We start from the raw sequence: 25715 nt of genomic DNA on the forward strand, positions 1-25715 counted from the left end.
CAAAAAACAAACAAGTGTTCGCAAATATAATTATACCATAAAAATCGCATGTCTTCACAGTTATACTTAAACGTGCCCAGCCGTTTATGCTTTGGCTTCATTGTAATAGATGTACTTGCGGCAAGCAAAAACAAGCGGTAAAAGCAGCCGCTTGTTTTTGCGCTTATTCGCTCTGCAGCTTACGCTTTTCCTTCATTCACCATGTTTGACACACCATGGCGATGGAATCTTTATTATACATGTCTTTAAATAAAAATTAAAAATAACTTTTTTTCTGTGTGCTCTTCCGGCTCTTGTATCGTGACAAATCTGCCTCTTTTACGACAAAATTTCTCCTCTTTGCTATAATCATTATATGAATGAGAGAAAAAGGAATGACATATATGTTAGATACCGGACTTATATTAGAAGGCGGCGGTATGCGCGGCTTATACACAGCTGGCGTATTGGAATCCTTCATGGAACAGGACCTTTATTTTCCTTATGTAATTGGTGTTTCTGCCGGCGCCTGCATGGCTGCTTCCTACCTTTCCCGCCAGCCTGGAAGGAATAAAGAAGTGAATATTGGTTTCGCGGGGGATAAACGCTACCTTTCATTTCGAAACTTTATAACAAAAAGAGAGCTTTTTGGAATGGACTTCCTCTTCGAAGAAATTCCGGAGCGGTACGTCCCTTTCGATTATGAGACGTACAAAAACAGTCCCGAAAAATTTGTTATAGCAGCAACCGACTGCACAACAGGGGAAGCGGTGTACTTTGAGAAAGACCAGCACGCTGATCATCTGACGACGCTCCTGCGCGCGTCCAGCTCCCTGCCTTTCATCGCTCCGAGCGTAGCTTACGATAACCGTCTGCTGCTCGACGGCGGCATCGTTGATCCTATCCCTGTTAAAAAAGCTCAAAATGACGGGTACAAAAAGAATATAATCGTTCTCACCAAGCCGCCCGGCTACAGAAAGCAGCCGCCTGGCAGAATGTCGTCTTTCATAAAATCGAAAAAATACCCTGTCATTAACAAGCTGTTAGCTACCCGTTACAAGCTGTATAACGATACGTTAGACTATATTTATTCAGAGGAAGAGAAAGGAAACGTGTTTATTATTCAGCCAAGTCTGGCTATGCCGGTCGGCAGGGTAGAGAAAAACAAAGAAAAGCTGGAACGTTTATATGAGCTTGGCCGTCAGGATGCCCAGAGCCAAATGGAAAAGCTTCAAAGGTTTTTAAGCAAAACTATTTAACTCGTTGGCTCCATGATACTTTCTCAGTCCTCGCCTGCCTGGATGACTCTCTCACTTTCTAAAGAATATTTCCACCTGCTTTGCACATCATAGGCTTATCGGAGGTGACGAAAGTGGATAAGAAGCCAAAAGAGGGCATGCATGTTCAACATGGCGAGACATCTCAAGATGATGTCCTTAATAAAGTAAACGCTACCTTTGACCAAATGGTTCGGGACGTAAAAGAACTAGTCAGCGATAGACCGAAAACAGAGTAGACCATTTTCAGCTCATACAGAAGCGTTTTATGCCAAAAGGAACATAAGCTTTTTCAGGCTCGTTGACATACTTGCCGAGAAAGGAAAGCAGGTATCGACCAACAGCCTGCTTCTTCTTACCATATAACTTGTGCGTGCAGGCTATTTCGTCAAGATGAGTCTGCCGCCACTAAAATTTATTACTGTTTATTTGTCTTTCCGCTAAATAAACAGTAATATAGTCTTAGTTATATAGTTATCTTCTAGGAGGATTTTTCATGATCCACGAGTCCGAATTAACCATCTTCATCAAAGAGCTGGGCAAACTAATCGATGAATACTATAAATGCTCTGAAGAACGAATCAAACAGGAGATCCATCAAGACATCCAGCTCCTCTCCTCGGTCATTTACAGTGAAAATTCAGACCCCCATGTATAGAATAAAAAGCTTTATGAATCAATAAAGAGCTGCTTATTGAAAAGCAGCTCTTTCATTCGCCTTCTTTAATTGTTTTAGATCAAGAAGAGCCTCTACTTAGTTAAAGCGTGTTCTACTTTGATACACCGGTCCATGATGACGGTTTTACCTTTTTCTTTTAAAAAGTGATAGGTATTTTCATCGACGACGCCAAGCTGTCCCCAAAAGATATCACAGTCCATCTCTGCAAATTCCTTGCCAATCTCAGGCAGGTACTCGGGACGGCGAAATACGTTCACAATGTCTACCGGTTCTGCAATATCTGATAAGGAATCAACTGCTTTTTCACCGAGTGCCTCATCAATCACCGGATTCACAGGGATAATCTTGTAGCCTGCGCGCTGCATCGCCTCTGAAACCATGTAGCTGGTGCGGTTCGGATTGTCGCTTAAACCGACAACAGCAATTGTTTTTGCTTCCTTTAATATACGGCCGAGCTCTTCTCTCGACGGGTTTTCAATCATTCTTACTTCCCCCTCTCTTCTATCCATGGCTTTTCTTATATTTTGTGTATTCTTTTCTATTCGTTCATTATTTCACTATTTCCTTCTTTCAATCCTCTGAAACACTTATTCCTCTCCGTATCCGGCTAGTGCTCCAGCTTCTGCCGGTTCTTTACATTTAGAAACTGTTCTACAGCCATAGCGACAAAAGTACCGAGAACAAGTCCGTTATTTAGCACAGAAGCCACGGCGGGAGGAGTCCCTGTAAAAGCAGCTGCCGGTATAAACATTACCCCGACCCCCGATAAAAGAGCGATACCTACCACGAAACGGAAGCGGGATTGCTCTTTCTCCTTATCCATTTCTGCAAATGCAAAGCCTACCATGCGCGCAAAAATCACAAAAGTGACGGCGTAGCCGACAGGAGCCGGCAAGGAAGCAAAGATGTTCATAATCGGCGGACAAATACTCATCGCTGTAATCAGCAAGGATCCTCCGATAAATGGACGAATAGAAGCATTTCCTGTTTGTGCAATAAACCCAGCCGCCCCTGAAATCGGCACCGAACCAATGGCTGAGAAGCTCCCGCCAAGAAGCTGGTTAATACCAGCTGCAAAGCCGGCATGACGGTAGCTTCCCCTCCTCTCCTCTTTGCTCACCTGGTAAACCGCTTCCTCCATCACCCGAATGGAAGCAATCATATTGGCCGTTAATAAAAGCGTAATAAAAAAAGCGGTGATAATCGTACCGGAATCAAATAAAGGCGGCCCAAAAACAAATAGCTCGGGCAGCTGAATAATCGTTCCTCCCGACAAGGCTGCTTCGGGTGCCTTTCCTATCAGAAGAAACAGCAGCCAGCCGAAGAGCAAGGAAAGAATAACTGAATACTGCTGGATCCATGCCGCACGATGGGTGGAAAAATAAAAAGCAGTTATAAGCGTCACTACACTCCCCCCCATCACAATAGGATCAATGGTTCCTGCCTCATTTGGCAGCCCGAACATCCCCTGCAGGAAAGAGCCGCTTAGCTGCAGAATTAGCAGCAGCAAATAAACAAATGTGACTGTTGGAGTAAACAGCTTAGCCATCTTTTCTACTAACCCGGCAGCAGCCAGCATGATAAAGAGCACTCCGGACACGATCATGCCCCCTTCTAAGCTTTGAAGGGCTTGCTCTTCTGAAGCATACACCGTTCCCGCAAAGCCGGCATAAATGGCGAATACTCCCCACCAAAGACCAGCAGGACCTTCGTTAATAGGAAGCCGGTGGCCGATGAATGCCTGCACAATACCGGACACTCCCAGTACAAAAATGGTGCGCTGGACAAATTCAGCCGTGTCGGCAGCTGACAAATGAAACAAGCCAGCGATCGCAATGGGAGCCACAATCGAACTGGCCAGCATAAATAACATCCATTGAATAGAGTTAAAAAATACTTTCATCCTTTCACCCGTTTCTAATTATCGTTCCTTTATCTTTATGCATTCGCTTCTTTTTTATAAGAGCAACGGAAAATTCTCCTTTTCTTCCAGAAGCCATGTTAAAATAAATTGAACCTTCCACTGTCCTGCTTCCTTTCTAAAACCATCATCCAGGCAGCGGCTTGGAATGGCTGCTTTTCGCATAACCCTTCTACCTGAACATACATATATGAAAAGAGGAATAAAGGAGTAAAATGATGACAATTGCACTTATCTTATTAGCAGCTTACTTACTTGGATCAATTCCTTCTGGTTTAATTATCGGCAAAGTATTCTTTGGCATTGATATTCGAGAGCACGGCAGCGGCAACCTTGGGGCTACGAATTCCTTTCGCACACTCGGTGTCAAAGCGGGACTTGTTGTGACCATTGCTGACATTTTAAAGGGCACAGCAGCCACTCTGCTGCCTATCTGGCTAGGAGCCGAGCTCCATCCCCTTATCGCAGGAATAGCAGCTGTCATAGGCCATATGTTCCCTGTCTTTGCCGGATTCCGTGGCGGAAAGGCAGTAGCTACATCCGGCGGCATATTGCTCGCTGTTCAGCCAATTATGTTTGTCGTTTTGGTGCTTACTTTTTTTGTTTCGCTTTATTTATCCAAATATGTTTCTTTATCATCCATGATAGTAGCGGCTGTGGCCGTTATGTATTCTGTGGCGATCGGCAGTGTGCCGTTAATCATTGTCGTATCTATCTTAGCTTTCTTCGTCTTTTACCGGCACCGGGCCAATATCGCCCGCATCCGAAATAAGACAGAGCCGAAAATCAAGTGGATGTAAGCAGTTGTATTTCTGCTTACATTCACTTTTTTCTTACAAACGAAAACGCTCAATGTGATCATAAAGACCTTCCTTTTGCAGAATCTCCTTTTGCCGGTCACCTAAGAGGTCAAAATGGGAATACCCGCCGGCTCTATAATCGATCCATTCCTTCTTCAAGCCGTATTTTCTTCCCCAATTTGCAAGTTTCGTTAAATCCTTGCATCCGACCTTCGTGACTGTACGACAGTGCGGAAACCGCTCATCCATCCAATAATGAGTTAGAAAGGCAACTTCTCCTGCATCAATTTGCCGCTTCCACTTTTCTATTTCTGCCCGCTTAATTCCAAAAGCCATGGTATCGCCCTCTTACTGCGCTGGCTGTGTGTTTTTCAAGTATATTTCATGCCAGTCAGGAAATGTTCTTTTCATTGATACAGGACGGAACGATTCTTTTTTCACAAGCGTATGAGAGGTCGTGCCTGTTATACAAACGTCCCCGTCCCTATTCTTAATTTCATAGCCGTATACTGTACGTACCCCGTTATATTCCTGAATCCATGTGTATACCCATGCTTTCTCCCCATAACGAAACGGCTTTCTGTAGGAGATCTGCACATCTAATACCGGCGCCAAATACCCCTCCTCTTCCATATCCGCATAGCGAAAGCCAAGGTCCTCCATTAACTGGGTCCGGCCAAGCTCAAACCATACCAGATATTGGCCGTGATACACGACTTGCATAGCATCTGTTTCTGCATAACGCACTTCAATTTCTTTTTCTGAAACCCTCATCTGTTAAAAACTCCCTCGTTACATTTTTCTTATTCAGTATAGCCTAGCAACTTTGCGAAATAAAGGAAGTTTACTCATTCTTATAAAAAGGGAATTGAAATGAATAGCCTTATATTTAACGAAGGAGGATGACCATTGGAAAACTTTATCAAGAATAAGCGAGACGAAATGATCGACCTATTAGAGCAGCTTGTGAACACCGACAGCAACTCTTACGATAAAGAAGGCGTTGATAGGGTAAGCAGCCTGCTTCAAGAAAGATTTGAAGAAATCGGAATGTATGTAAAGGTACACCGGGAAGCCGAAACAGGCAATCACTTAGAAATTAAAGGAACGCGCGAAAGTGAACCAAAGATTTTAATGATCGCTCACATGGATACGGTCTTTCCAAAAGGAGAAGCAGAAAGACGACCGTTTTCCGTGATTGGAGACAAAGCGTATGGACCGGGCGTAAACGATGAGAAAGCGAGTCACGTCCAAATTCTATACGCTATGAAGGCTTTGAAGGAGAGCAAGTCTCCAGCTATTAATAATGTCCACATTATCTTTAACAGTGACGAAGAAATTGGCTCCACTACCTCTAAGCCTTTGATTGAAGAGGCAGCCGCCGGCAAAGAGTACAGCTTAGTCGTTGAATGCGGCCGTCCCAACGATGGCGTCGTGACGGAAAGAAAAGGAGTCGGCCACTTTGACATGAGTGTGAAAGGAAAAAGTGCTCACTCAGGAGTCGAACCCGAAATTGGCGTCAGCGCCATTGAGGAATTGGCGCATAAAGTGATTCGCCTTCAGCAGCTAAATGACTATAGCCAGGGCGTAAGCATCAATGTCGGCTTAATTGACGGCGGCACTTCCGTCAACACAGTTCCGCCGGATGCGGAGGCTGAAATCGACGTACGCGTTAAAAACAAAGACCAGGCCATGAATATTACGAAAGCCATTCATGAGGTCGCAGATGACGAGTTTGTGGATGGAACGAAAACAGAGCTAAGCGGCAACATGGGACGGCCCCCAATGGAGAAGACGGAGGAATCCCAAAAATTATTCGACGTGGTTCAAGAAACCGGGAAAGAACTTGGACTTGATATCCACGAGGTCAGTACCGGAGGAGGGTCAGATGCCGCCTTTACAGCTGCCAAAGGTATACCAACTATTGACGGCATTGGTCCGATCGGTGAATTCTCCCATAGTGAAACAGATGAATTTACTGATTTAAATTCCCTCGTGGACCGTACTATTTTATTGGCTAAACTAATTGAACGATTAACAAAATGAGAGAGAATCTTGAGGTGACCAACATGGACAAAAGAGAAATATTAAATAACCAAAAGCACGATGGAGAGCAGAGAGACTGGGGAACATACGGAATGGCTACCAGTGCGACGAAGGAAGCATCAAAGATTGGAGCCGATGTGTTGAAGTCTGGAGGCAACGCCGTTGATGCCCTAGCCGCCATGCAGTTTGCATTAGCTGTTTCTGAACAATTTAATACAGGACTTGCAGCTAGTGGTTTTATTATTTATTACGACGCTAAAGAGAAAAAAACAACAGTCATTCAAGGACATTCGAAAGCTCCTGAAGATGCGAAGAAAAATACTTTCGTAGATGAAAATCAAGATGTAATCCCTTTTATTGAACGTTCCACTCCAGGATCGGCTGTAGCTATTCCTGGGATTATGAAAGCATTCGATAGAGCCATCAGCTTGTATGGAAGCCGGTCCTGGGCAGAAGCGATTGCTCCGGCTATTGAGCTTTCTAAACAAGGTGTCGAGGTCAATGATACATGGATTTCAAGCCTCCAAAAGTTCGACAAGCGGCTTGGCGATGAAGCAAGAAAGTTTTTCTTTCCAGATGATGTCCCATTAACGAAAGGAGAAACAGCTGTTAATAAAGAACTGACGCATACTCTGGAAATTTTGCAGGAGAAAGGCGTTGCCGCTTTCTATGAGGGTGAAATTGCCGAAGCTATTGTCGAAGAAGCTCAAAAGCTCGGCGGCTGTCTGAAGCTAAGTGATTTAGCTAACTATGAGGCAAAGGTTCAATCCCCTCTCCAAAGCTCCTATAAAGGCTTTGATATTGTTGTTCCTTCACCACCTAATGGAGGGGGCTTTGCCCTCCTTTATATGCTGAAGCTTTTAGAGGAAATGAGAATTGGACAATATGATGTGCGTTCATGGGAAAAGTATTACTTAATTGCGGAGACATTAAGGATTATGACAGCCGATAAGCTGGCATTTATGACTGATCCGGATTTTTATGATATTCCGCTGGAGGGGCTTCTGCACCCTGATTACATTCGTGAACGTGCGAAGAAGATTAACTTCAAATTCCGCAATGAAGAAATGGCACCAGGGAATCCATGGGAGTACGAAACGGATAAGCAGCCAAGCGGCTTAAAGGCGCAATCTATTGAAAAAGGTTCAGAAACGACTCACTTTATTGCAGTGGACAAAGATGGTAACATTGCCGCCTGCACTTCCTCACTAGAGCACGTATTCGGCTCAGGAATCATGGTGGCTGGCTATGGTTTTTTATTAAATAACGATATGACAGACTTTGATCCTCAAACAGACAGCATTAACAGTATAGAACCGAATAAATATCCGGTTAGCATGAAAACACCGACATTCATCTTTAAAGATGGCAAGCCATTTATGGCACTCGGATCTCCAGGCGGTCCTACTATTGCTGCTTCCGTCCTTCAAACTATTATTCATGTATTGGATTATCAGATGGACTTGAAAGACGCAATTGAAGAACCCCGAATTTATAATGGCACTGGTCCTCTTATTTGGTGGGAAGAGGGTATCCCAGAAGAGGCAAAGAAAACGATGGAGGAAATAAATTTCCAGTTTGACCAAATTGCTCTTCCGATCGGCAATGTTCAAGCCGTCCTTTTTGATGAAGAGAATGGACAACTGTATGGAGCCAGCGATTCGTCCAGACCTGGCATTCCAGTTGGAGTGAATAAATTAGAGAATGAGTGACACAAAAAAGAGACCGGCGTTTCACCGGTCTCTTTTTAATACTTATTAGTTAGCTTTAACTTGCTGAAGCTTGTTGCGAAGTACCATTTGCAGAATACCGCCGTTACGGTAGTAATCTACTTCTACTTCTGAGTCGAAGCGAGCAAGAGCTTCAAATTCAGTTTTGTTTCCATCTTTGTCAGTAGCTGTTACTTTCACTACTTCGCGAGGTTTTACATCATCGCTTAATTCAACTTCAAATACTTCTTCACCAGTTAAGCCTAGAGTTGAAGCACTTTCGCCAAGTTTGAATTGAAGTGGAAGCACACCCATCATAACAAGGTTAGAACGGTGAATACGCTCATAGCTTTCTGCGATAACCGTCTTCACGCCAAGAAGGTTTGTACCTTTTGCTGCCCAGTCACGAGAAGATCCCATTCCGTAATCTTTACCAGCTAGTACAACAAGGCCTGTGCCGTCTTCTTGATACTTCATGCATGCATCATAGATTGGCATAATTTCGCCTGTTGGCCAGTAAGTAGTAAAGCCGCCTTCTGTACCAGGAGCGATTTGGTTACGAATACGAATATTCGCGAATGTACCGCGCATCATGACTTCATGGTTACCACGGCGTGAACCGTAAGAGTTGAAGTCACGTGGCTCTACGCCTTTAGAGCGTAAATATTTGCCTGCTGGTGTATCTTTACCGATCGCACCTGCTGGTGAAATGTGGTCTGTTGTTACAGAGTCACCGAATTTACCCATTACGCGCAAGCCTGTAAGCGGCTTGATCTTTTCAGGAGTTGCTGACAGTCCTTCAAAGAATGGAGGGTTTTGAATGTAAGTTGAATCTTCATTAAAGCTGTATTGAGATTCGTTGCTAGTTTTAATTTGGTTCCAGCGTTCGTTGCTTTCAAATACGCGCTCGTATTCTTTGCGGAACAATTCTGGTGTTACCACGCGTCCAACTAGCTCTTTCACTTCTTCTGAAGCTGGCCAGATATCTTTGAAGAAGACATCATTGCCGTCTTTATCTTTACCGATTGGATCTTTAGCAAAGTCGATATTCACTGTGCCCGCTAAAGCGTACGCTACAACTAATGGCGGTGAAGCCAGGTAGTTGGCTTTTACAAGCGGATGAATACGTCCCTCAAAGTTACGGTTACCAGAAAGAACAGAAGATACTAGAAGATCGGAATCAGCAATAGCTTTCTCGATTTCATCTTTTAATGGACCGGAGTTACCGATACAAGTTGTACATCCGTAACCAACAAGGTTAAATCCTAGCTTTTCCATATAGCCCATCAAACCAGCATCTTGCAGATAGCCAGTAACAACTTTAGAGCCTGGTGCTAGAGATGTTTTTACATATTTCGGCACTTCAAGACCAAGTTCAACAGCTTTTTTCGCTACTAAACCTGCTGCAAGAAGAACGTATGGGTTAGATGTATTTGTACAAGATGTGATCGCTGCGATCGCAACCGCACCTGTTTTCATTTGAACAGATTCGCCATTAGCGAAGTTCACTGTTGTTTCTTTATCAAGCTCTTCTGGAGTCAAACCGAAGCCTTGGTTGCCTTCTGGTGCGCTGATTGCGCCTTGGAATGCTTTTTGCATTTTAGAAAGCGGAATCAAGTCTTGCGGACGTTTTGGTCCAGACAGGTTTGGCTCAATTTCAGAAAGATCTAATTCAACTACATCAGTGTACACAGGGTCTTCATTGTTAGGCGTGAAGAACATATCATTTTCTTTCAGATATTGTTCTACCACTCTGATATGGCTTTCATCGCGGCCAGTTAAACGCATGTAGTTTAATGATTCTGCGTCAACCGGGAAGAATCCGCAAGTAGCTCCATATTCAGGTGCCATGTTCGCGATTGTCGCACGGTCAGCAAGCGGCAGTTCAGCTACGCCAGGACCAAAGAATTCAACGAATTTGCCAACTACGCCTTTCGCACGAAGAACTTGCGTTACTTTCAATGCAAGGTCAGTAGCTGTAGCACCGTTCGGAAGCTCACCAGTCAGTTTCACGCCGATAACTTCTGGAATTGGGAAGTATGAAGGCTGACCAAGCATTCCTGCTTCTGCTTCGATACCGCCAACACCCCAGCCAAGAACACCAAGACCGTTGATCATTGTAGTGTGAGAGTCTGTTCCTACAAGTGTATCTGGGTAAGTGTTGAACTCACCGTTGTCTGTTTCCACTGCATGGACAACATTTGCCAAGTATTCAAGGTTAACTTGGTGAACGATACCTGTTGCAGGCGGAACTGCGCGGTAGTTATCAAATGCTTTTTGAGCCCAGTTTAAGAACTCATAACGCTCTGCATTGCGTTCAAATTCTAAGTCCATGTTTCTTTGAAGCGCTTCAGGCGTTCCATACGTATCAACCTGAACAGAGTGGTCGATAACAAGGTCAACCGGAATTTCAGGGTTGATTACTTCTGGATTACCGTTCATGTCGCCCATTGCTTTACGTAAAGAAGCAAGGTCTACGACTACTGGTACGCCAGTGAAGTCCTGTAAAATAACACGAGAAGGTTTAAATGGAACTTCTGCTTCTGCTGAAGCTCCTGCTCCCCACTTAGCCAGGTTTTCAACATGCTCTTTTTTAATAACATAGCCGTCATATTGACGAAGTACAGATTCTAATAAAACTTTAATGGAATATGGAAGACGAGACACTTTAGCCACGCCTGCTTCTTCTAATGCTGCTAAACGATAGTAGTTATATTTCTTGCCATCAAGTTCAAAGCTTGCACGCGCTTTGAATGCATCATTATTTGCCATCCCTATTTCCCCTCTTTCTCTTAAATATGTAGATCTTTGCTGAAAAGCGAAAGAACTATCCTCTTTTTCCTTACCATACTTGTTTATGATAATACAATATTAAACATAAGTAAATGTCGATAATTGAATTAACTCTAATAAGTTTTTCTTATAAATAAACTCTGTTAAAAGATTTTATTTGAAAAAGGAATTTCGCTTCTTCCCTCGAAGGATGTCGCCCATCCAGCCTTTCTTTTTCAAATACCAGTATAATGCCAGCGTTGTAATCCCAATGACTCCCCAGGAAAATAAATAGCCGAACTTCCACTTTAGCTCAGGCATTATTTCAAAGTTCATTCCCCATATGGCTCCCCATGATGCTACCGGAGTGAAAAGCGTCGTCAATACGGTGAGCGTCTTCATGATTTCATTGCCACGGTGAGCAGAAACGGTGTTTTCCAGTTCAACAACCGCTCCAAGTTCCTTTTCATATTCATTGACTAGCATTTGAATCCGCTCAAGACGCCGAACCGCCCGGTTAAAATGGATGCCCTCTGCTGCATCTTTGCCAAATACTTCTTCTACCCCATATTTAATTTCCTGAACAGGAATCAAAAGGTTTTTCCATATAAGCAGCTGATGCCTGCTCTTGATAATATCATCTAATAAGTCTACATTATTCTTCTCTTTAATTTTCCACAATACGTTTCTCATTTTCACCTCAAACGCATCAATCTTTCCTAAAAAGTGGATAACAATCTCGCCAAGCATGACCATAAAGCCCTCTACCGAATTGTCGGCTTCATCCATCTTTCGTTTTATGCTCTCAAGACTGACACCTTCAAGCATAGAAACGTCGAGGTTATCTGTAATCAGGCACTGTCTCGTTACGAAAAAGTGAAACACACGCTTGTTATCTTTCTCTTCAGCATCCTGAACATAGACAAGTGATCCCCATAACGCTTCTTTTCCTTTTTCATCTGTATCTTCCTGAAGCGTGTTTGTTTGATTTTTCTTTGTTGCCTCAGCCCACTGGTCATAGGATTTATAATCCTTCATAAAAGATTCATCCTTGCCTGGATCGAACTGTCCCAGCTCATGCCAGCACCACTTGCCGTCATTAAATGTATGTTCCATAATCCTTCCCTCCGCTGCCACTGCTTTTTTCTTTATAAAATACCCTTACCTGAAAGAGAGCAAACAGCTTTGTCGCAAACCTTTTTCTCCTCTTTCGTTTGATGAGGCTGTTTGAATTCACTTAAAAAGGGTAAACATAGAACAAGCAGCATTCAGATGAATGAGGTTTTAAGTCTTAAGGAGGAAGATAAAGATGTTTGGAAAAAATATGAATAACTCAACTAACAAAAGCAGCGGCTTAGGTTATATGCTTCTTGGAGCAGGAGTGGCAGCTTGGTGGCTCTCTAAAGATGAAAACCGCCAAAAATTTGACAGTATGCTAGGCACGGCAAAGGAAAAAATGAATAACGGAAATATGGGCGATATGATGAGTACCGCCAAAGAAAAGGTGAACAACATGGATATGAACGACATGATGAACAAGGCAAAAGAAAAGATGAATAACGCCAATATGGGCGACATGGTTAATACGATGAAGGATAAAATGAACAGAGGCAGCGCAAACCCTTCAAAAGAAGAGTTTCCTGTTTTAAAAGGCGGGCACCCTCACCCTGAGGATGTAGCGGATAATAAAATGGTGAGTGAAGGATCGCAATTTGCTGTGAAGTATTATAATGAAGAAGAACAGCAGCAAAGCAAATAACCTAGCATATAAAAGCCGGCGCATTCATGCGCCGGCTTTTATCTATTAAATTGTTAAGTGCTGTTAACTAAAAATAAAACGGATTTTGCCATCCTGGCGATTTAGCTCCAGGGCAGCCTGAAACGTGTTATCTCCCTTTTTAAATCCCTTTATTACATCCGTCTTGCCTGTCGACAGCAGCTTCTTGATCTGCGCCTGTGTAATGGTTTTGCCCAGTATTTTTTTAGAAAGAGTGAAATCGCACTTTGTTTTTGAGTAATTGGAACAACCGTAAAATGTTCCTTTATCCACCATTTTCCCTTCGCATTTAACACAGCTGCCTAACGGTGTGCGGGAGCTTTTCTTGTAAGAGGAACGCTGGATGGAAGCCGTGTCCAATCCTGTAAATGACCAGTCTGCTGACATTTTCACCGCATCCTCAACGACTTTAGCAGCCATTTTCTTCGTTTGCTCCATAAACTCAGCAGGCGATGCTTCTCCTTCGCCTATTTTTGTCAAACGCTGCTCCCAGCGGGCCGTCATTTCCGGAGAAGCCAAAATCTTTTCACCAATTGCAGCAATCAACACTTTGGCTTTATCGGTTGCATACACTTGGTTTTTCTTCACTTCTATATACTTTCGTTCCTTCAGCATCGTAATAATACCTGCGCGTGTTGCCTCTGTTCCCAACCCCTCTGTTTTCTTGAGTGTTTTCTCCAGCTCTTCATTATCCAAATGCTTACCGGCCGTCTTCATTAAAGTAATGAGCTGCCCTTCTGTGTAGCGCTTCGGCGGCTGGGTTTTCCCTTCCTTTACCGAAACATCTTCCACCGTCCCCTTCTCTTTCTCTTGAAGCGGAGGCAAAATCACTTCCTTATCATCATCTGAAGGGAACAGCACCTGCCGCCAGCCCTCCTCAATCAGCTGCTTGCCTTTAGAGATGAACTCAGCCCGGCCATCCACAAGGGTCGTGACAGTCGTATAATCAAATACAGCAGGATCATGATGGGCGGCAATTAAACGGCGAGCCACAAGGTCATACAGCTTTCTTTCGTCTGCAGGCAGCTGGTCAGGGTTTTTCACTTGTTCTGTCGGGATAATTGCATAGTGATCAGAAACCTTTTTGCTGTTAACAAACCTTTTATTATTCAGCAAAGAGGGCACACTGGATGGCACAAGGGTTTCGTAAGCGGGAAATTGCTTTAGCTTATGAAGAATATCAGGAAACGCTTCTGCCTCTTCCTTGCTCACGTAATTGGAATCTGACCGCGGGTAAGAAAGAAGCCCTTTCTGATACAGTGACTGAGCCGTATCCAATGTTTTTTTGGGAGAAAATTTAAACAAACTGTTAGCAGCCGCCTGAAGAGAGGATAAATTAAACAATAACGGCGGCTGAAATACTTTTCTCTCTTTCTTCACGCGGTGAACTGCCGCTTCTTTCCCGCGGCAAAACTCGGCAATCCTTTCTGCCATCTCCTGCTTGTCTAATCGGCTATTCCCCTCTTTTTCCCATTTGCCTTCATATACTTTTCCATCTATGTTGAAACGCGCAATGACTTCCCAAAACGTCTCCGATTTAAAGTTTGCAATTTCATGCTCCCGCTTGACGATTAAAGCAAGAGTAGGTGTCTGCACCCGGCCCACTGAGAAGACATCGTTCATCCCGTGCTGCTTTAATAAAAGGCTGTATGCCCTTGATGCGTTCATGCCGACAATCCAATCCGCACAAGCCCTCGTATAGGCTTCGAAATAAAGACTTTGCGTCTGGCGCCCATCAAGAAGCCGCTCAAAGCCTTCGGTAATCGCTTTTTTCGTTAAAGAAGAAATCCACAGGCGCTTAATTGGTTTCTTCACTCCGCTCAGCTGTATGATATTGCGGATGATCAGCTCTCCCTCACGCCCGGCATCTCCTGCATGAATAATTTCGGTTACCTGCGGATCCTTGAGCAGCTTCTTCACAATCTGGAATTGTTTATACTTCGATTTAGCTATCTCATATTGAAACCTGTCTGGAAGAATGGGCAGTGTGTCGAGCGACCATTTTTTCCACTCGGCTTTATAAGCTTCCGGAGGAGCCAGCTGCGTTAGGTGCCCAATGGCCCACGTCATATATGCACCTTTAGGAAAGAAACGGTTCGGGGCAATCTCCAAATACCCTTCTCGTTTTGTCACGGTAAAAGGTGAGGCCAGCGTCCGGCCCTGGTCCGGTTTCTCAGCAATAATAAGTTTCATCCATCGTTCTCCTTGCTCTCTTAGTGACTAGTTCATTATACCACTGCCTTTGCCGAAAAAGAGAACGGAACTGACTGATATGTAGGCCAATACGGGCCCCAGGCGAACACGAACCCTTGCTCCTCACCTATGCAGAACAACTAAACAGGCTTCTCGTTCTCCCAGTCTTGTGCGGCAAGGTCATGGTTCAGAGCCACCCCTGCTTCATACCCCTGGCTTGCGGCGCCTACAATGCTTGTAAATGTATTCTTGGCATCTCCTATGATAAAGAGGCCGTTAATGCTTGTCTGGCCATGCTCCCGTGTTTCATATTGACCTCTTTCATCTAGAGGAACTCCAAGCATGGAAGGAATAGCCGAAGCCTGCGTTTCACCTGTTGTCACCATAAAGCCGCTTGTCCGTTTGACGGGACCTCTATCCTTTAACAGAATCTGTTCCATCTGACCGTTTGTTGACTCTATCGCGAGGATCGGTTCCTCCATTACGTCAATGCCGCGCTGCTTCAGCTGCCTTTTTTCTTCATCTATAAGGGCGGCAGGGCCATTCGTAAAAACAATAAGATCTCTGCTCCAATTATAGATTGTCTTAATAAAAGGCATGAGTCCCTTGCCGTTGCCAAAAATCGCAAGCGGCTCCCCTTTTCTCTCCCATCCATCACAGTAAGGACAGTGAAAGACGGTTTTCCCGTATACCTTTTCCATTCCTGTAATTTTAGGAAGATGATCCTTCATGCCTGTAGCGACGATAAGCCTTCTGCTGAGAAACTCCTCTCCCTTTCTCGTCCGAAGTGAGAACAATCCATCTATTTTTTCAGCAATTTCGACGGTGTCTTTAACGACTTGGACATTTTCATACGCCTTCATTTGCTCATGTGCCACTTCTCTTATTTCAGAAGGATGTACACCATCTCTCGTTAAAAATCCATGCGCTTTGACCGTCACCCTGCTTCTCGGCTTTCCTTCATCAATGACCGTCACCTTTCTTAACGCTCTTCCTAACACGAGTGCCGCACTCAATCCGCCCGGACCTCCTCCAATAATGGCTACATCCTGAATATTTCTCGTCTGGCTGTTCATACTCTCCTCCTGTTCAATGATCCGTCTGCCTTTCCTATTTCCTTTATGCCAGCAGAAAAAACACACAAATAAAAGAAAGGACGCACTTTGCGCCCTCTCCTCTGTTAGATTTCTCCATTTTCACGGGCTCTCGCTTCGTCCCGGATCTCTTCTCTCATACCTTCAATGCTTTCTCTGCGGCGTTCGTTCTTTTCTTCAATTGCCTGACGCTCTTCTGGACCGGCATTTGCCATTGTCGCTTCGGCCTTCTCCATATTCTCGATCGTATTTTGAACCATATCCTGCAATCTTTCTACATTGTTAGATCTGTTATCTGGGTTCGGTTGTCTATGCACACCCATAGCCTCCTTTATAAATCGTGTACATACAGTAGCCTCCCCAAATCATAAAATTTTAATCTGCATATTTGTGTGCCCTTTTCACATTCATCCTTCATAAAAAGCTTATTCTTTGTAGTTAAGCTGTTCATATTCATTAAATAATGCCGGATACGCAAGCCGACCTAAAATAATGCTTGTCAAAGCCGCTGTCGCAAGCAAGGAAAATACAATAACGAGCTGAAAACGGACGGCTTCAATCGGATCTGCCCCGCCGATAATCTGTCCGGTCATCATACCTGGAAGCTGGACAAGCCCCATTGTTTTCGTACTATCAATCGTTGGAATCATGCTGGCCCGAATAGCTCCTTTCAAAATAGGCTGCATTGCCTGGCGGCTCGTTCCTCCCAGAGCGAGCACAACCTGAACCTCTTCTTTCCTCGTCTGCACCTCCGCCTTTAAACGATTCAAAAACAAGTTAGCAATAACCATAGAGCTTCCGACAATCATTCCGCTGAATGTAATGACGTATCGGGGGGATGGCGGGATGATCTGCAAGCCGAGCAAGAACAGCATAGATACCGCTTCAATTGTCACTAATGTGACTACAACCCGCCAAGCCAGTCCAGGAATGTTGTGTTTGCGTTTAATGATATTTTGAGAGGCCGCTCCAATGATTAGCATGACCATCACAATCATAAAAACAGGGCTGTCAGCCGAAAATATAAAGGACAGCACGTAGCCGATAATAAGAAGCTGAATAGTCGAACGAACAGCAGCTATAACAATGTCTTTCTCGAGTCCCAGCTTCAGCCCGCTGGATAAAACAATGGCTACTCCGACAAATACAAGTGCAAGCGATAACGTAAATAAGCTCATCGTGCGGCCTCCTCAGACAATTCCCCCTTCAGAAACCGGCGGGTAAACGGCTCTTTCGGCTGGCTGAAAAACGAAGCGGTATCAGCCTGCTCTACTAGCCTCCCTTCTGCAAGCAGCCAGGTGAAATCACCGACCCTCTTCGCCTGTTCTAAATCATGCGTCACCCAAAGAATGGTATTTTGTCTGTCATTATGTATTTTGATAATCAGCTCTTCTATCCCTCTTGCAGCTGCCGGGTCTAAGGCTGATGTTACCTCATCTAAAAGCAAAATAGACGGCCGGTTGACTAATGTTCTAGCAAGAGCCACTCTTTGTTTTTGACCTCCCGACAGTTCATCTGCCTGACGTGCAAGCATTCCTTCAGAAAGCCCAACATATTGCATGATCCTTTCGGTCGCTTCTGTCTCTAGCTGATGAAGACGCGCTGCGAGGAGTAAATTGTCTTTTACTGTTCCCAGCAGCATCGTACCCATTTGAAAAGCCAGCCCTACGTGACGACGCAGCTCATGCACGTTCCAATCTCTTACCTCCTTACCTTCCACTATCACCCTCCCTCCGTCTGGAGTGATGAGCAGGTTGCACAGCGATAAAATCGTGCTCTTTCCTGAGCCCGACGGTCCGACAAGCGTTACAATAGAGCCGGCGGGCACCTTGGCGGTAATCTGCTGCAGAACTGTCTCTTTTCCTTCCCCATTCTCATAAAACTTACTCACTTCATCAAATTCGATAGCTGTTCGAGTAATAATAATCCCTCCAAGTCGCTTTTCTACTATTTATTATTATACAAAGGATTATTTAAAAGTCTCTTGTGAGGACTTCCCCCCTTCCTTCCGTAAAAAACCCAAACTTTTTCTTTATTTTGACAAAATATACATTACTTTTTACCTATTTATCTACATAATAAAACCCTTATAATGGATGTATACACTTTAAGAGGAGATGAAGCTATTGGGAGCTAAGTCTAGCCTAATGAAGAAATTCCTACCGTTATTAGCTTTAGTTGCGGTAGTTATAGCAGCAGGTTTCTGGTCACTGAAGGATTCTAGTCAAGCAGTCACGATCCCTTTTTCGTCAATGGAAAGCATCATTCAGGAACAGAACGGGACTCCCGTATCGCTCGAAGAAAGACCCGATGGAACACTCCACCTTACAACAGATACCGACCAATATATCTCTTATATCTCTCCAGGGAGTGAATCAATAGATAGATTGGTTGAAACATACAATATTCGTTACTCTTACACGAACCAAAGTCCTCAGGAAAAATGGATCATCGGAGGATTTATTATCGCCATTGTTGCGTTCGGCGTTATTCTTTATAGAAAGAGCAAAAGCAGCGCAGGCTCAGCAAAAGCGATGAAAAACAGCCTTTCTAAAGCACGTCCCCTTCCATCTATTACGCTCGATGATGTGGGCGGACTGTCAACAGAAATGAAGGATGAAATTAAACAAACGTTATCTATTTTAAAAAAGCCTGAACAGGCAGCAGAGATCGGTATTAAACCGCCAAAAGGTGTTTTGCTGTACGGACCTCCGGGAACAGGGAAAACCTTGCTGGCGCAAGCAATGGCGAAGGAATTAGACGCTAGCTTTTTCTCATCCAGCGGTTCTGCCTTTACTGAGATGTTCGTCGGTGTAGGTGCATCACGTGTACGCAGCTTATTCGAACAAGCTAGAAAGCAAAAACCCGCTGTCATCTTTATTGATGAAGTCGATGCCTTAGCCGGCAAACGGAAAGCTCATGGTGGGGAAGAAACAGAAAAGACATTAACAGAGCTTCTTGTCCAGCTGGATGGCGGGCACTCAAATGAAGATATCCTATTTATTGCAGCCACGAACCGAAAGGATATGCTGGACGAAGCCTTCTTGCGTCCCGGCCGGATTGACTTTTCCTTCCTTGTTCCGTTACCGGACATGAAAGGAAGACGGGAAATTATCGACATTCACACAAAAGACAAGCGGTTATCTGAGGAAGTTCGAAACTCCCTTGATGAACTAGCGGAAAGCACATCCGGATTTTCTGGCGCGCAGCTAAGTTCCCTGTTTGAAATGGCAAGCAGAAGCGCAATCCGCCATAGCCGTAATGTCATCGAAAAAGAGGACTTGGATTATGCGCTTGACCGTACCATTTTGGGCAGCACCTCACGCGCCCTGCAGGATCCTGAGACGAAGCGCCGAGTGGCTATTCATGAGGCCGGCCATGCCCTTGTAGCAGCAGCCACGAAACCAGGGTCTGTGCGAAAAGCAACGATTATTCCTAGAGGACAAGCCCTTGGTTATGTAGCGCCTATCCCGAAAGATCTTCACTTATCTACAGCCAGCGAGCTGCTGGATCAAATAGCCATGATCTTATCGGGCGGCGTAGCAGAACGTAAATTCCTTGGCGAGCACAGCATCGGCGTAAGCGGGGATGTTCAGCAGGCAAAACAAATCATTGAACAAATGGTTGATTTGGGTGTCCTTCAGGACGGCTTTACATTAACCTTCGAGAAAATGAAACGCGAGGAAAAGATGCAGCAGCTCTTCCAGCAGGCGTTAGCCATTTCGGAGCGCTTAATCGATGAGCGGGAAGAACAATATCGTCAGCTGGTAGAAGCCCTTCTAAAACAAGAAACATTAGAGGGCTGGGAAGTAGAGCAAATAGTGAACAGTATTCCTGCCTCTAAAGAAGAAGAGTTAGTGCTTGCATAAAACAAGAAACCTGGATGTGACACGTCACATCCAGGTTTTTGCTGTTTATTTGTATAGTCGCATTGAGTTTACATAGTATTTTTATTATAAACTAATTGTTGTACATAAGGAAAAGCAGGTCAGCCTGGTGCTAGCCTGCTCATTTCCTCTCACTGATTTCTCCAAAGACAGAGTTTGCCTCTATGATGAAAAAGGATATTATTTCTTTCTGCAATTCTTACATACTTGGATCAAAGTATTTGTTTCCGTTCTGTAAGGATATAACAATTTAATTCCTGTTTTTTCGCATAGCGGACATTTTCCCCGCCCTCTCGCAGGCAGCTTGTTTAACAGTTTCCCCCGATTCTTCTTTGCCATCTGTCATCCACCTTTAAACAGTTTATCAATTCATATTTTCTATATAACATGATGAATGACAGTAAAAATTGCTGGGCGCTTGAACTAATTTTCATTGAGATAGGGTGAAACTTTTCTTACCGATGGCGAATTGATTAAAGCAAAGTAAAAAGCGTTGCTAACAATGTAAGAGGAGCTTGATCACAAGCTCCTCCCTCTTATCACCAATTTTTATGATCAAGGTGTGCATATTTTTGAAGCAGACGAGTTGGCATTTGCAGAGCATCCTTACGGAATGGAGGTGCTAATTGCGTACCATCGACTAAAATATCAATGACGGTTGGCTTTTTAGCTGCGAGGGCCGTTTCAATTGCTTTTTGGAGATCTTCTGGATTGTCGACACGGATTCCTTCTGCTCCCATGCTTTTTGCTACTTCCGCAAAGTTCGGCCCTTCAATGTCCGCTCCAACGAATCGGTTATTATAGAAATCAACTTGATTTTTCTTCTCTGCACACCAGGCACCGTTATTGAATACGCAGGCAATAACTGGCAAACTTTGCTCAACAGCTGTACTTACTTCGTGAAGGCTCATTCCCCATGCCCCGTCTCCAACTATACAGAATACAGGTGAAGATGGATCAGCTAGAACTGCTCCCATAGCAGCCGGGTAAGCAAATCCGCAGTTACCGAACGTTAGAGCAGCTAAGTGCTTGCGCGGCTGGTTAAATGTTAAATAAGAATTGGAAGTAGATGATGTATTTCCGATGTCTGAAGTAACAACCGCTCCTTCTGGAAGGGCACGGTTGATTTCCAGTAAGGCACGGCGCGGGTTCATTGGATTGCCTGGTACCATGGCTAAATCTACTAATTCTTTTTGCCATGCTTCTTTTCTATCAGCAATCTTTTGCAGACGGTCTTGATCCGGCTTGAAAGAAGCTCCGCTGTCATTTAGACGTTTCAGGATTTCTGCCGTTGCATCATACGCATCCCCGAGGATACCTACTTCCACTGGATGAGTTCTCGCAATATTTCGATGATTGATATCGATTTGAATAATTTTTGCCTCTTTCGGGAAATAGTCAATATCATAGCACGGTAGTGTACCAAAGACAGACAGCCTCGTACCGATCGCTAGAAGAACGTCCGCCTCCTTCAAAGAATTCATCGCTGCTTTGGATCCCATATAACCGATTGGTCCAACAGCCTGCGGATGATTGGCAGGGAAGGCATCATTGTGCATGTAAGAAACAGCGACTGGTGCACTTAACTTTTCGGCAAGCTCTTTTACTAAATCAATAGCCTCTGCGTCAACCGCGCCCCTTCCGGAAATAATCACTGGATTCTTCGCGTCCTTCAGTAATTCTACTGCCTGATCAATCGCCCGGGTATCGCCGTACCCTTTCTTTTCTACGCGGTATTGATATGGCTGCAAAATATAATCTTCTACTTCGCCATAGAAATAATCGCGGGGAATGTCGTAAAGAACCGGTCCTCTTTCTGCGTATGCGAGGCGGAAGGCTGTGCGCAGACAGTCGGCGACACGACTTGGATGAGTGACCCGAACGGTTTCCTTAGTGATTTTATCAAATACAGATACTTGGTCACATTCCTGGAATCCGTCCCAGCCAATTGTTTTCGTACCTGCAGACGGTGAAATGACAACCATAGGCGTATGCGCCATATTAGCGGCCGCTACTGATGTAACCATATTTGTCACACCCGGTCCGTTCTGGGCAATCACGACTCCTGCTTTTCCAGTAATGCGTGTAAACGCATCAGCCATGTGAGCTGCACTTTGCTCATGTCGAACCGGAATAAACTTAATGCCTGCCGTTGGCAGAAGATCGAGCATATCCATGAAGGCAGAGCCCAAAATGCCGTACATTTGGTCAATTCCTTCAGCAAGTAATGTTTCAACAATTGCCTCGCTCGGTGTCATTTTCAACTTTTTGCCTTGCATTACTCTTAGTTCTTTTTCCGTCTTAACCATTTATATCCCTACCCTTCTCTTCAATTATTTTATGCCGTTAAAGATCTCAAACATCGTATTTACCAAAAAGTGCAAATCCTCCTCTGTGGAGGTTAACGGCGGAGCCACGATAAGCACATTGTTTAAGCCTGGCACCGTGTCGCCATTTCGGCCGATGATTAAGCCTTTTTGTTTACACTCGCTAATGATCTTGCCGATTATCTCTTCTGAAAGAGGCTCTTTCGTTGCTTTGTCCTTAACCAGCTCCAGCCCATATAAGAAACCTTTAGACCGTACCTCGCCAACAAACGGGTGGGCAGCAAGCTCGTTTAGTCTGCTTAATAATGTCTCCCCAAGCCTCGCAACTCGCGGAACGATTCCTTCTCTTTCAATGATTTCAATGTTCTTTAATGCAACAGCACAGCTTGCCGGATGGCCGCCGTATGTAGAAACATGGCGCAAGTGATTGTCTGTGCCTTTTTCTTTGAATTTTTCATAAATCCGGTTGTGGACAGCTGTTGCTCCAAGAGGCAGATAGCCGCTCGTTAGTCCTTTTGCCATCGTTACGATATCCGGCTGTACACCCTCTGAGTGCATGAATCCGAACATCTTGCCTGTACGTCCGAATCCGGAAACCACTTCATCGACGATAAGAAGCACATCATGTTTCTGACAGATGTCAGCTACTCGTTTCAAATATTCATTGGATGGAATAATTACACCGCCACCTGAGATAAATGGTTCCATGATCACAGCGGCAACTGTTTCTGCTCCCTCCCAGGTGATGACTTGATCAATCATGTCAGCTGCAGCCTGATCGCAGTTCGTTCCTTCTCCGAACGGATTGCGGTAACTGTATGGAGGCGGCACATGCAGAAAACCCGGGACGCCTGGATCGTATTTCACTCGCCTATTCGCTTGGGCAGTCGCACTTAATGCTCCGAGAGTAGAACCGTGATAAGCCCGATACCTGGAGATAAATTTATATTTTCCGGGATTTCCATTCTGCTGATGATACTGTCTCGCAATCTTAAAAGCGGTTTCATTTGCTTCCGAACCACTGTTGGAGAAAAATGTTCTATACGTGTCTCCTAACAGCTCGCTTATTTTAGCTGACAGTTCAATGGCTGGCTGATGGCTTAATGTTAGAGGAAAATAGGACAGCTTTCTCATTTGTTCTGCTGCTGCCTCTACAATCTCCTCTTGACCGTGTCCAAGGTTCAAGCACCATAAGCCCGAAACTCCATCGAAGTAGCGTTTCCCTTCCGTGTCGGTAAACCAGCCTCCTTTGCCTGAATCAGCAATGGTTGGCTGGCCTCCCTCAACATGACGGCTCATTGCATGCCAAAGGTGATCCTGATCCTTCTGGATAAGCTTTTGTTTATCCTGGACTTCTAATTTAGTCATCGAATCTGCCCCCTTTAACTAATGGATTGTCAACCTCTTTATTTCATCCAGCTGCTGTGATCCAACCGTACGAGGGGTGATAATGTCGTCATGTTGTCCGTACCAGTTGATTCTGTTTTCTAGTTGTTAATTAAATTAAACCACATGGTTTTAAAATATTCAATTAATTCTGAAAATATTACTTATTGTAATTTCTGTTTTTATCTATTTGCAATTTTAATAGGGCGGCAAAAAGTCATTAGCTGCTTTTCTTGCTTAGCTTAATACGGAATGAATACATATCCGCACGGAAAGAAGCAACATAATATTCAATGAGCCGGTCTGCTTGATCAACCAGCTTGCGCTCCGTGTTGAGCACGCTAAATGTTTCTGATATGCCTAGAAGCCTTGCATCTTCAGGTGCTAAAAAGCCGCTTGTAATTAACTGTTCTGCCTCCTTGAACACGATGCCCAGATCTTTTTCAATCAAATCAAAGAGCGTTCCTTCATCAATATCCAGTTCGGCCAGCTTCTCACCGATTTCCATAGGATAATATTGAAGTTCAATCGCCAGCGGGATATCATTCGCGTACCTGATTCTCTTAATGAAATAAGCCTCTTTAAGCCCGGTCGCTGCAATAATATCGTTAGGCGGGATAATCGTTCCATGATCAACGAGCTTGGCTCCTGGTGTCATTCCCATGTTCCGGATTGTTTCCGTCGTGCTCGTTAGAGAACTTAACCAATCCTGGATCGCTCTTGAAGAAATAAAGGTTCCTTTTCCATGTACTTTTTCAACAATTCCTTCCCTTGCCAAATGAGAAACAGCTTCCCTTACCGTACTTCTGCTTACGTCGTATTCTTCCATCAGCTCCCGTTCACTTGGAATTTTTGTTTGGTAATATCCTTCTTTAATAAGACCTTCTATTTTATCTCTTAATTGGATATGGAGTGGTATAGGGTTCTTTGGGTTTAACTTTTCCATAAGCATCCCGTCCTTTCTGTTTTACTTACTGCTTCTGCCGCTGAGGCATGATAAAATCGATTAGCTTCTCGCTCGTCAATTGAAGCGCTCCTTCGAAATACACCATGTAAAATTGCCTTCCCAGCCGAACACCCTCTACCTTCACTTCCCTCAGCGTGCCGAGCTGTAATTCTTTTTTCACAGCGGACCGCGAAATAATCGATACACCTAAATCTGCTTCCACAGCACCCTTGATAGACTCTGTATGTTCAAGCTCTAACGTAGTATTTAACTGATCAGGATTGACACCATTTCTTCGGAGACAGTCCTCCATTACCTGCCTTGTTCCGGATCCTTTCTCCCTAATAATAAACGGAAGGGAAACAAGTGCTTCTTTAGGCAAATCTCCTTCTTCTACAATCTTTGAGTGCATTGAAGCCACCAAGATCAATTCATCTTCCTGAAAAGGAAGCTGCTTAATATTCGGGTAAGACAACATTGATTCAATAAACCCTAAGTTCAGTTCGTGCTTATACAGTTTCTCTATGATCTGTTCCGAGTTGCACATTTTCAAACGAACATCAACAAGAGGATAGGCTTTCTTATATTTCGCAATTAAAAACGGGAGCACATGCTCACCAATAGTTAGACTGGCTCCAATATTTAAACGGCCGGTCACTTCCCCTTTCAGCGCCTGCAGTTCGTTTTGAATTTCATTCATCAAAAAAAGCATTTTTCCTGCTTTCTCATATAGAATTTCTCCAGCAGGGGTTAATTCCACCTTTTTTGTTGTGCGTTCAAATAGCTTTGCCTGCAGCACATCTTCTAAATGCTTCACCTGCAAGCTGACCGACGACTGGGAAATATGCATCTCCTTCGCTGTCTGAGAAAAGTTTTTATTATTCGCTACCGCATAGAATAGCCGCAGATGTTCTAGGTTCAA

General features: G+C 44.2%; 23 protein-coding genes. 8 read left to right on the plus strand and 15 right to left on the minus strand.

Annotated elements, in window-relative coordinates:
• Positions 1-383: 383 nt before the first annotated feature.
• From QY97_RS01220 to QY97_RS20595, 3 genes are all read left to right on the plus strand, one after another.
• Positions 384-1238 (plus strand): patatin-like phospholipase family protein, encoded by an 855-nt coding sequence (locus QY97_RS01220; RefSeq protein WP_039232772.1) that lies wholly within the window; start codon positions 384-386, stop codon positions 1236-1238.
• A gap of 113 nt (positions 1239-1351) precedes the next feature.
• On the plus strand, positions 1352-1495 hold the full coding sequence (locus QY97_RS20355; protein ID WP_156994496.1) for a hypothetical protein: 144 nt from the start codon (positions 1352-1354) through the stop codon (positions 1493-1495).
• A 257-nt stretch (positions 1496-1752) separates the two neighbouring features.
• Positions 1753-1914: a hypothetical protein gene (locus QY97_RS20595; protein ID WP_166701671.1), complete on the plus strand. Its 162-nt coding sequence runs from the start codon at positions 1753-1755 to the stop codon at positions 1912-1914.
• Between the two features lie 92 nt (positions 1915-2006).
• Here QY97_RS20595 and QY97_RS01225 read toward each other — a convergent pair whose 3' ends face one another.
• Together QY97_RS01225 and QY97_RS01230 are read right to left on the minus strand one after the other, a co-directional pair.
• Positions 2007-2417, minus strand: coding sequence for a CoA-binding protein (locus QY97_RS01225; RefSeq protein WP_039232396.1), 411 nt, complete (start codon positions 2415-2417; stop codon positions 2007-2009).
• Positions 2418-2542: 125 nt separating this feature from the next.
• On the minus strand, positions 2543-3838 hold the full coding sequence (locus tag QY97_RS01230; RefSeq protein ID WP_039232399.1) for a purine/pyrimidine permease: 1296 nt from the start codon (positions 3836-3838) through the stop codon (positions 2543-2545).
• A 236-nt stretch (positions 3839-4074) separates the two neighbouring features.
• Between QY97_RS01230 and plsY the strand changes: the two genes are divergently transcribed.
• On the plus strand, positions 4075-4656 hold the full coding sequence (plsY, locus tag QY97_RS01235; protein WP_039232400.1) for a glycerol-3-phosphate 1-O-acyltransferase PlsY: 582 nt from the start codon (positions 4075-4077) through the stop codon (positions 4654-4656).
• 33 nt (positions 4657-4689) lie between these two features.
• On the opposite strand, the gene QY97_RS01240 is transcribed toward plsY, so the two are convergent.
• Together QY97_RS01240 and QY97_RS01245 are read right to left on the minus strand one after the other, a co-directional pair.
• Positions 4690-4992, minus strand: coding sequence for a hypothetical protein (locus QY97_RS01240; RefSeq protein WP_039232402.1), 303 nt, complete (start codon positions 4990-4992; stop codon positions 4690-4692).
• A gap of 12 nt (positions 4993-5004) precedes the next feature.
• Entirely contained in the window at positions 5005-5430 is a 426-nt protein-coding gene (locus QY97_RS01245) for an acyl-CoA thioesterase (protein ID WP_039232404.1), read from the minus strand.
• Between the two features lie 135 nt (positions 5431-5565).
• Between QY97_RS01245 and QY97_RS01250 the strand changes: the two genes are divergently transcribed.
• Positions 5566-6702 carry a M20 family metallopeptidase gene (locus QY97_RS01250; protein ID WP_039232407.1) on the plus strand — a complete coding sequence of 379 codons (1137 nt, stop codon included), beginning with the start codon at positions 5566-5568 and terminating at the stop codon, positions 6700-6702.
• A 23-nt stretch (positions 6703-6725) separates the two neighbouring features.
• Positions 6726-8414 carry a gamma-glutamyltransferase gene (gene ggt, locus QY97_RS01255; protein WP_046128657.1) on the plus strand — a complete coding sequence of 563 codons (1689 nt, stop codon included), beginning with the start codon at positions 6726-6728 and terminating at the stop codon, positions 8412-8414.
• 45 nt (positions 8415-8459) lie between these two features.
• Here ggt and acnA read toward each other — a convergent pair whose 3' ends face one another.
• Both acnA and QY97_RS01265 read right to left on the minus strand, forming a co-directional pair.
• Positions 8460-11183, minus strand: a complete 2724-nt coding sequence (gene acnA, locus QY97_RS01260; RefSeq protein WP_039232409.1) for an aconitate hydratase AcnA — start codon at positions 11181-11183, stop codon at positions 8460-8462.
• Between the two features lie 174 nt (positions 11184-11357).
• The gene (locus QY97_RS01265; protein WP_039232412.1) at positions 11358-12299 is read right to left on the minus strand and encodes a magnesium transporter CorA family protein; all 942 of its coding nucleotides are present in this window, start codon (positions 12297-12299) and stop codon (positions 11358-11360) included.
• A gap of 193 nt (positions 12300-12492) precedes the next feature.
• Between QY97_RS01265 and QY97_RS19430 the strand changes: the two genes are divergently transcribed.
• Positions 12493-12942 (plus strand): hypothetical protein, encoded by a 450-nt coding sequence (locus QY97_RS19430; protein ID WP_052717086.1) that lies wholly within the window; start codon positions 12493-12495, stop codon positions 12940-12942.
• 63 nt (positions 12943-13005) lie between these two features.
• On the opposite strand, the gene QY97_RS01275 is transcribed toward QY97_RS19430, so the two are convergent.
• From QY97_RS01275 to QY97_RS01295, 5 genes are all read right to left on the minus strand, one after another.
• Positions 13006-15153: a DNA topoisomerase III gene (locus QY97_RS01275; protein WP_039232415.1), complete on the minus strand. Its 2148-nt coding sequence runs from the start codon at positions 15151-15153 to the stop codon at positions 13006-13008.
• Between the two features lie 140 nt (positions 15154-15293).
• A complete protein-coding gene (locus tag QY97_RS01280; RefSeq protein ID WP_039232417.1) occupies positions 15294-16229 on the minus strand; it encodes an NAD(P)/FAD-dependent oxidoreductase in 936 nt (311 codons plus the stop codon).
• A gap of 104 nt (positions 16230-16333) precedes the next feature.
• The gene (tlp, locus tag QY97_RS01285; protein ID WP_039232419.1) at positions 16334-16570 is read right to left on the minus strand and encodes a small acid-soluble spore protein Tlp; all 237 of its coding nucleotides are present in this window, start codon (positions 16568-16570) and stop codon (positions 16334-16336) included.
• A 102-nt stretch (positions 16571-16672) separates the two neighbouring features.
• Positions 16673-17425 (minus strand): ABC transporter permease, encoded by a 753-nt coding sequence (locus QY97_RS01290; protein WP_039232420.1) that lies wholly within the window; start codon positions 17423-17425, stop codon positions 16673-16675.
• Positions 17422-18138: an ABC transporter ATP-binding protein gene (locus QY97_RS01295; RefSeq protein ID WP_232506212.1), complete on the minus strand. Its 717-nt coding sequence runs from the start codon at positions 18136-18138 to the stop codon at positions 17422-17424. The genes QY97_RS01290 and QY97_RS01295 overlap by 4 nt, the downstream gene beginning before the upstream one ends.
• Before the next feature lie 226 nt (positions 18139-18364).
• Here QY97_RS01295 and QY97_RS01300 point away from each other — a divergent pair, with 226 nt between their 5' ends.
• Entirely contained in the window at positions 18365-20116 is a 1752-nt protein-coding gene (locus tag QY97_RS01300; RefSeq protein WP_039232425.1) for an AAA family ATPase, read from the plus strand.
• A gap of 557 nt (positions 20117-20673) precedes the next feature.
• On the opposite strand, the gene xsc is transcribed toward QY97_RS01300, so the two are convergent.
• The 4 genes from xsc to QY97_RS01320 form a co-directional block, all read right to left on the minus strand.
• Positions 20674-22443 (minus strand): sulfoacetaldehyde acetyltransferase, encoded by a 1770-nt coding sequence (xsc, locus tag QY97_RS01305; protein WP_039232428.1) that lies wholly within the window; start codon positions 22441-22443, stop codon positions 20674-20676.
• 24 nt (positions 22444-22467) lie between these two features.
• A complete protein-coding gene (locus QY97_RS01310) occupies positions 22468-23829 on the minus strand; it encodes an aspartate aminotransferase family protein (protein ID WP_039232430.1) in 1362 nt (453 codons plus the stop codon).
• A gap of 238 nt (positions 23830-24067) precedes the next feature.
• Positions 24068-24793, minus strand: a complete 726-nt coding sequence (locus QY97_RS01315) for a GntR family transcriptional regulator (RefSeq protein ID WP_039232432.1) — start codon at positions 24791-24793, stop codon at positions 24068-24070.
• A gap of 25 nt (positions 24794-24818) precedes the next feature.
• The gene (locus QY97_RS01320) at positions 24819-25715 is read right to left on the minus strand and encodes a selenium metabolism-associated LysR family transcriptional regulator (protein WP_039232435.1); all 897 of its coding nucleotides are present in this window, start codon (positions 25713-25715) and stop codon (positions 24819-24821) included.

Source organism: Bacillus thermotolerans (assembly GCF_000812025.2).
In the GTDB taxonomy this organism is placed as follows: Bacteria; Bacillota; Bacilli; order Bacillales; family Domibacillaceae; genus Quasibacillus; species Quasibacillus thermotolerans.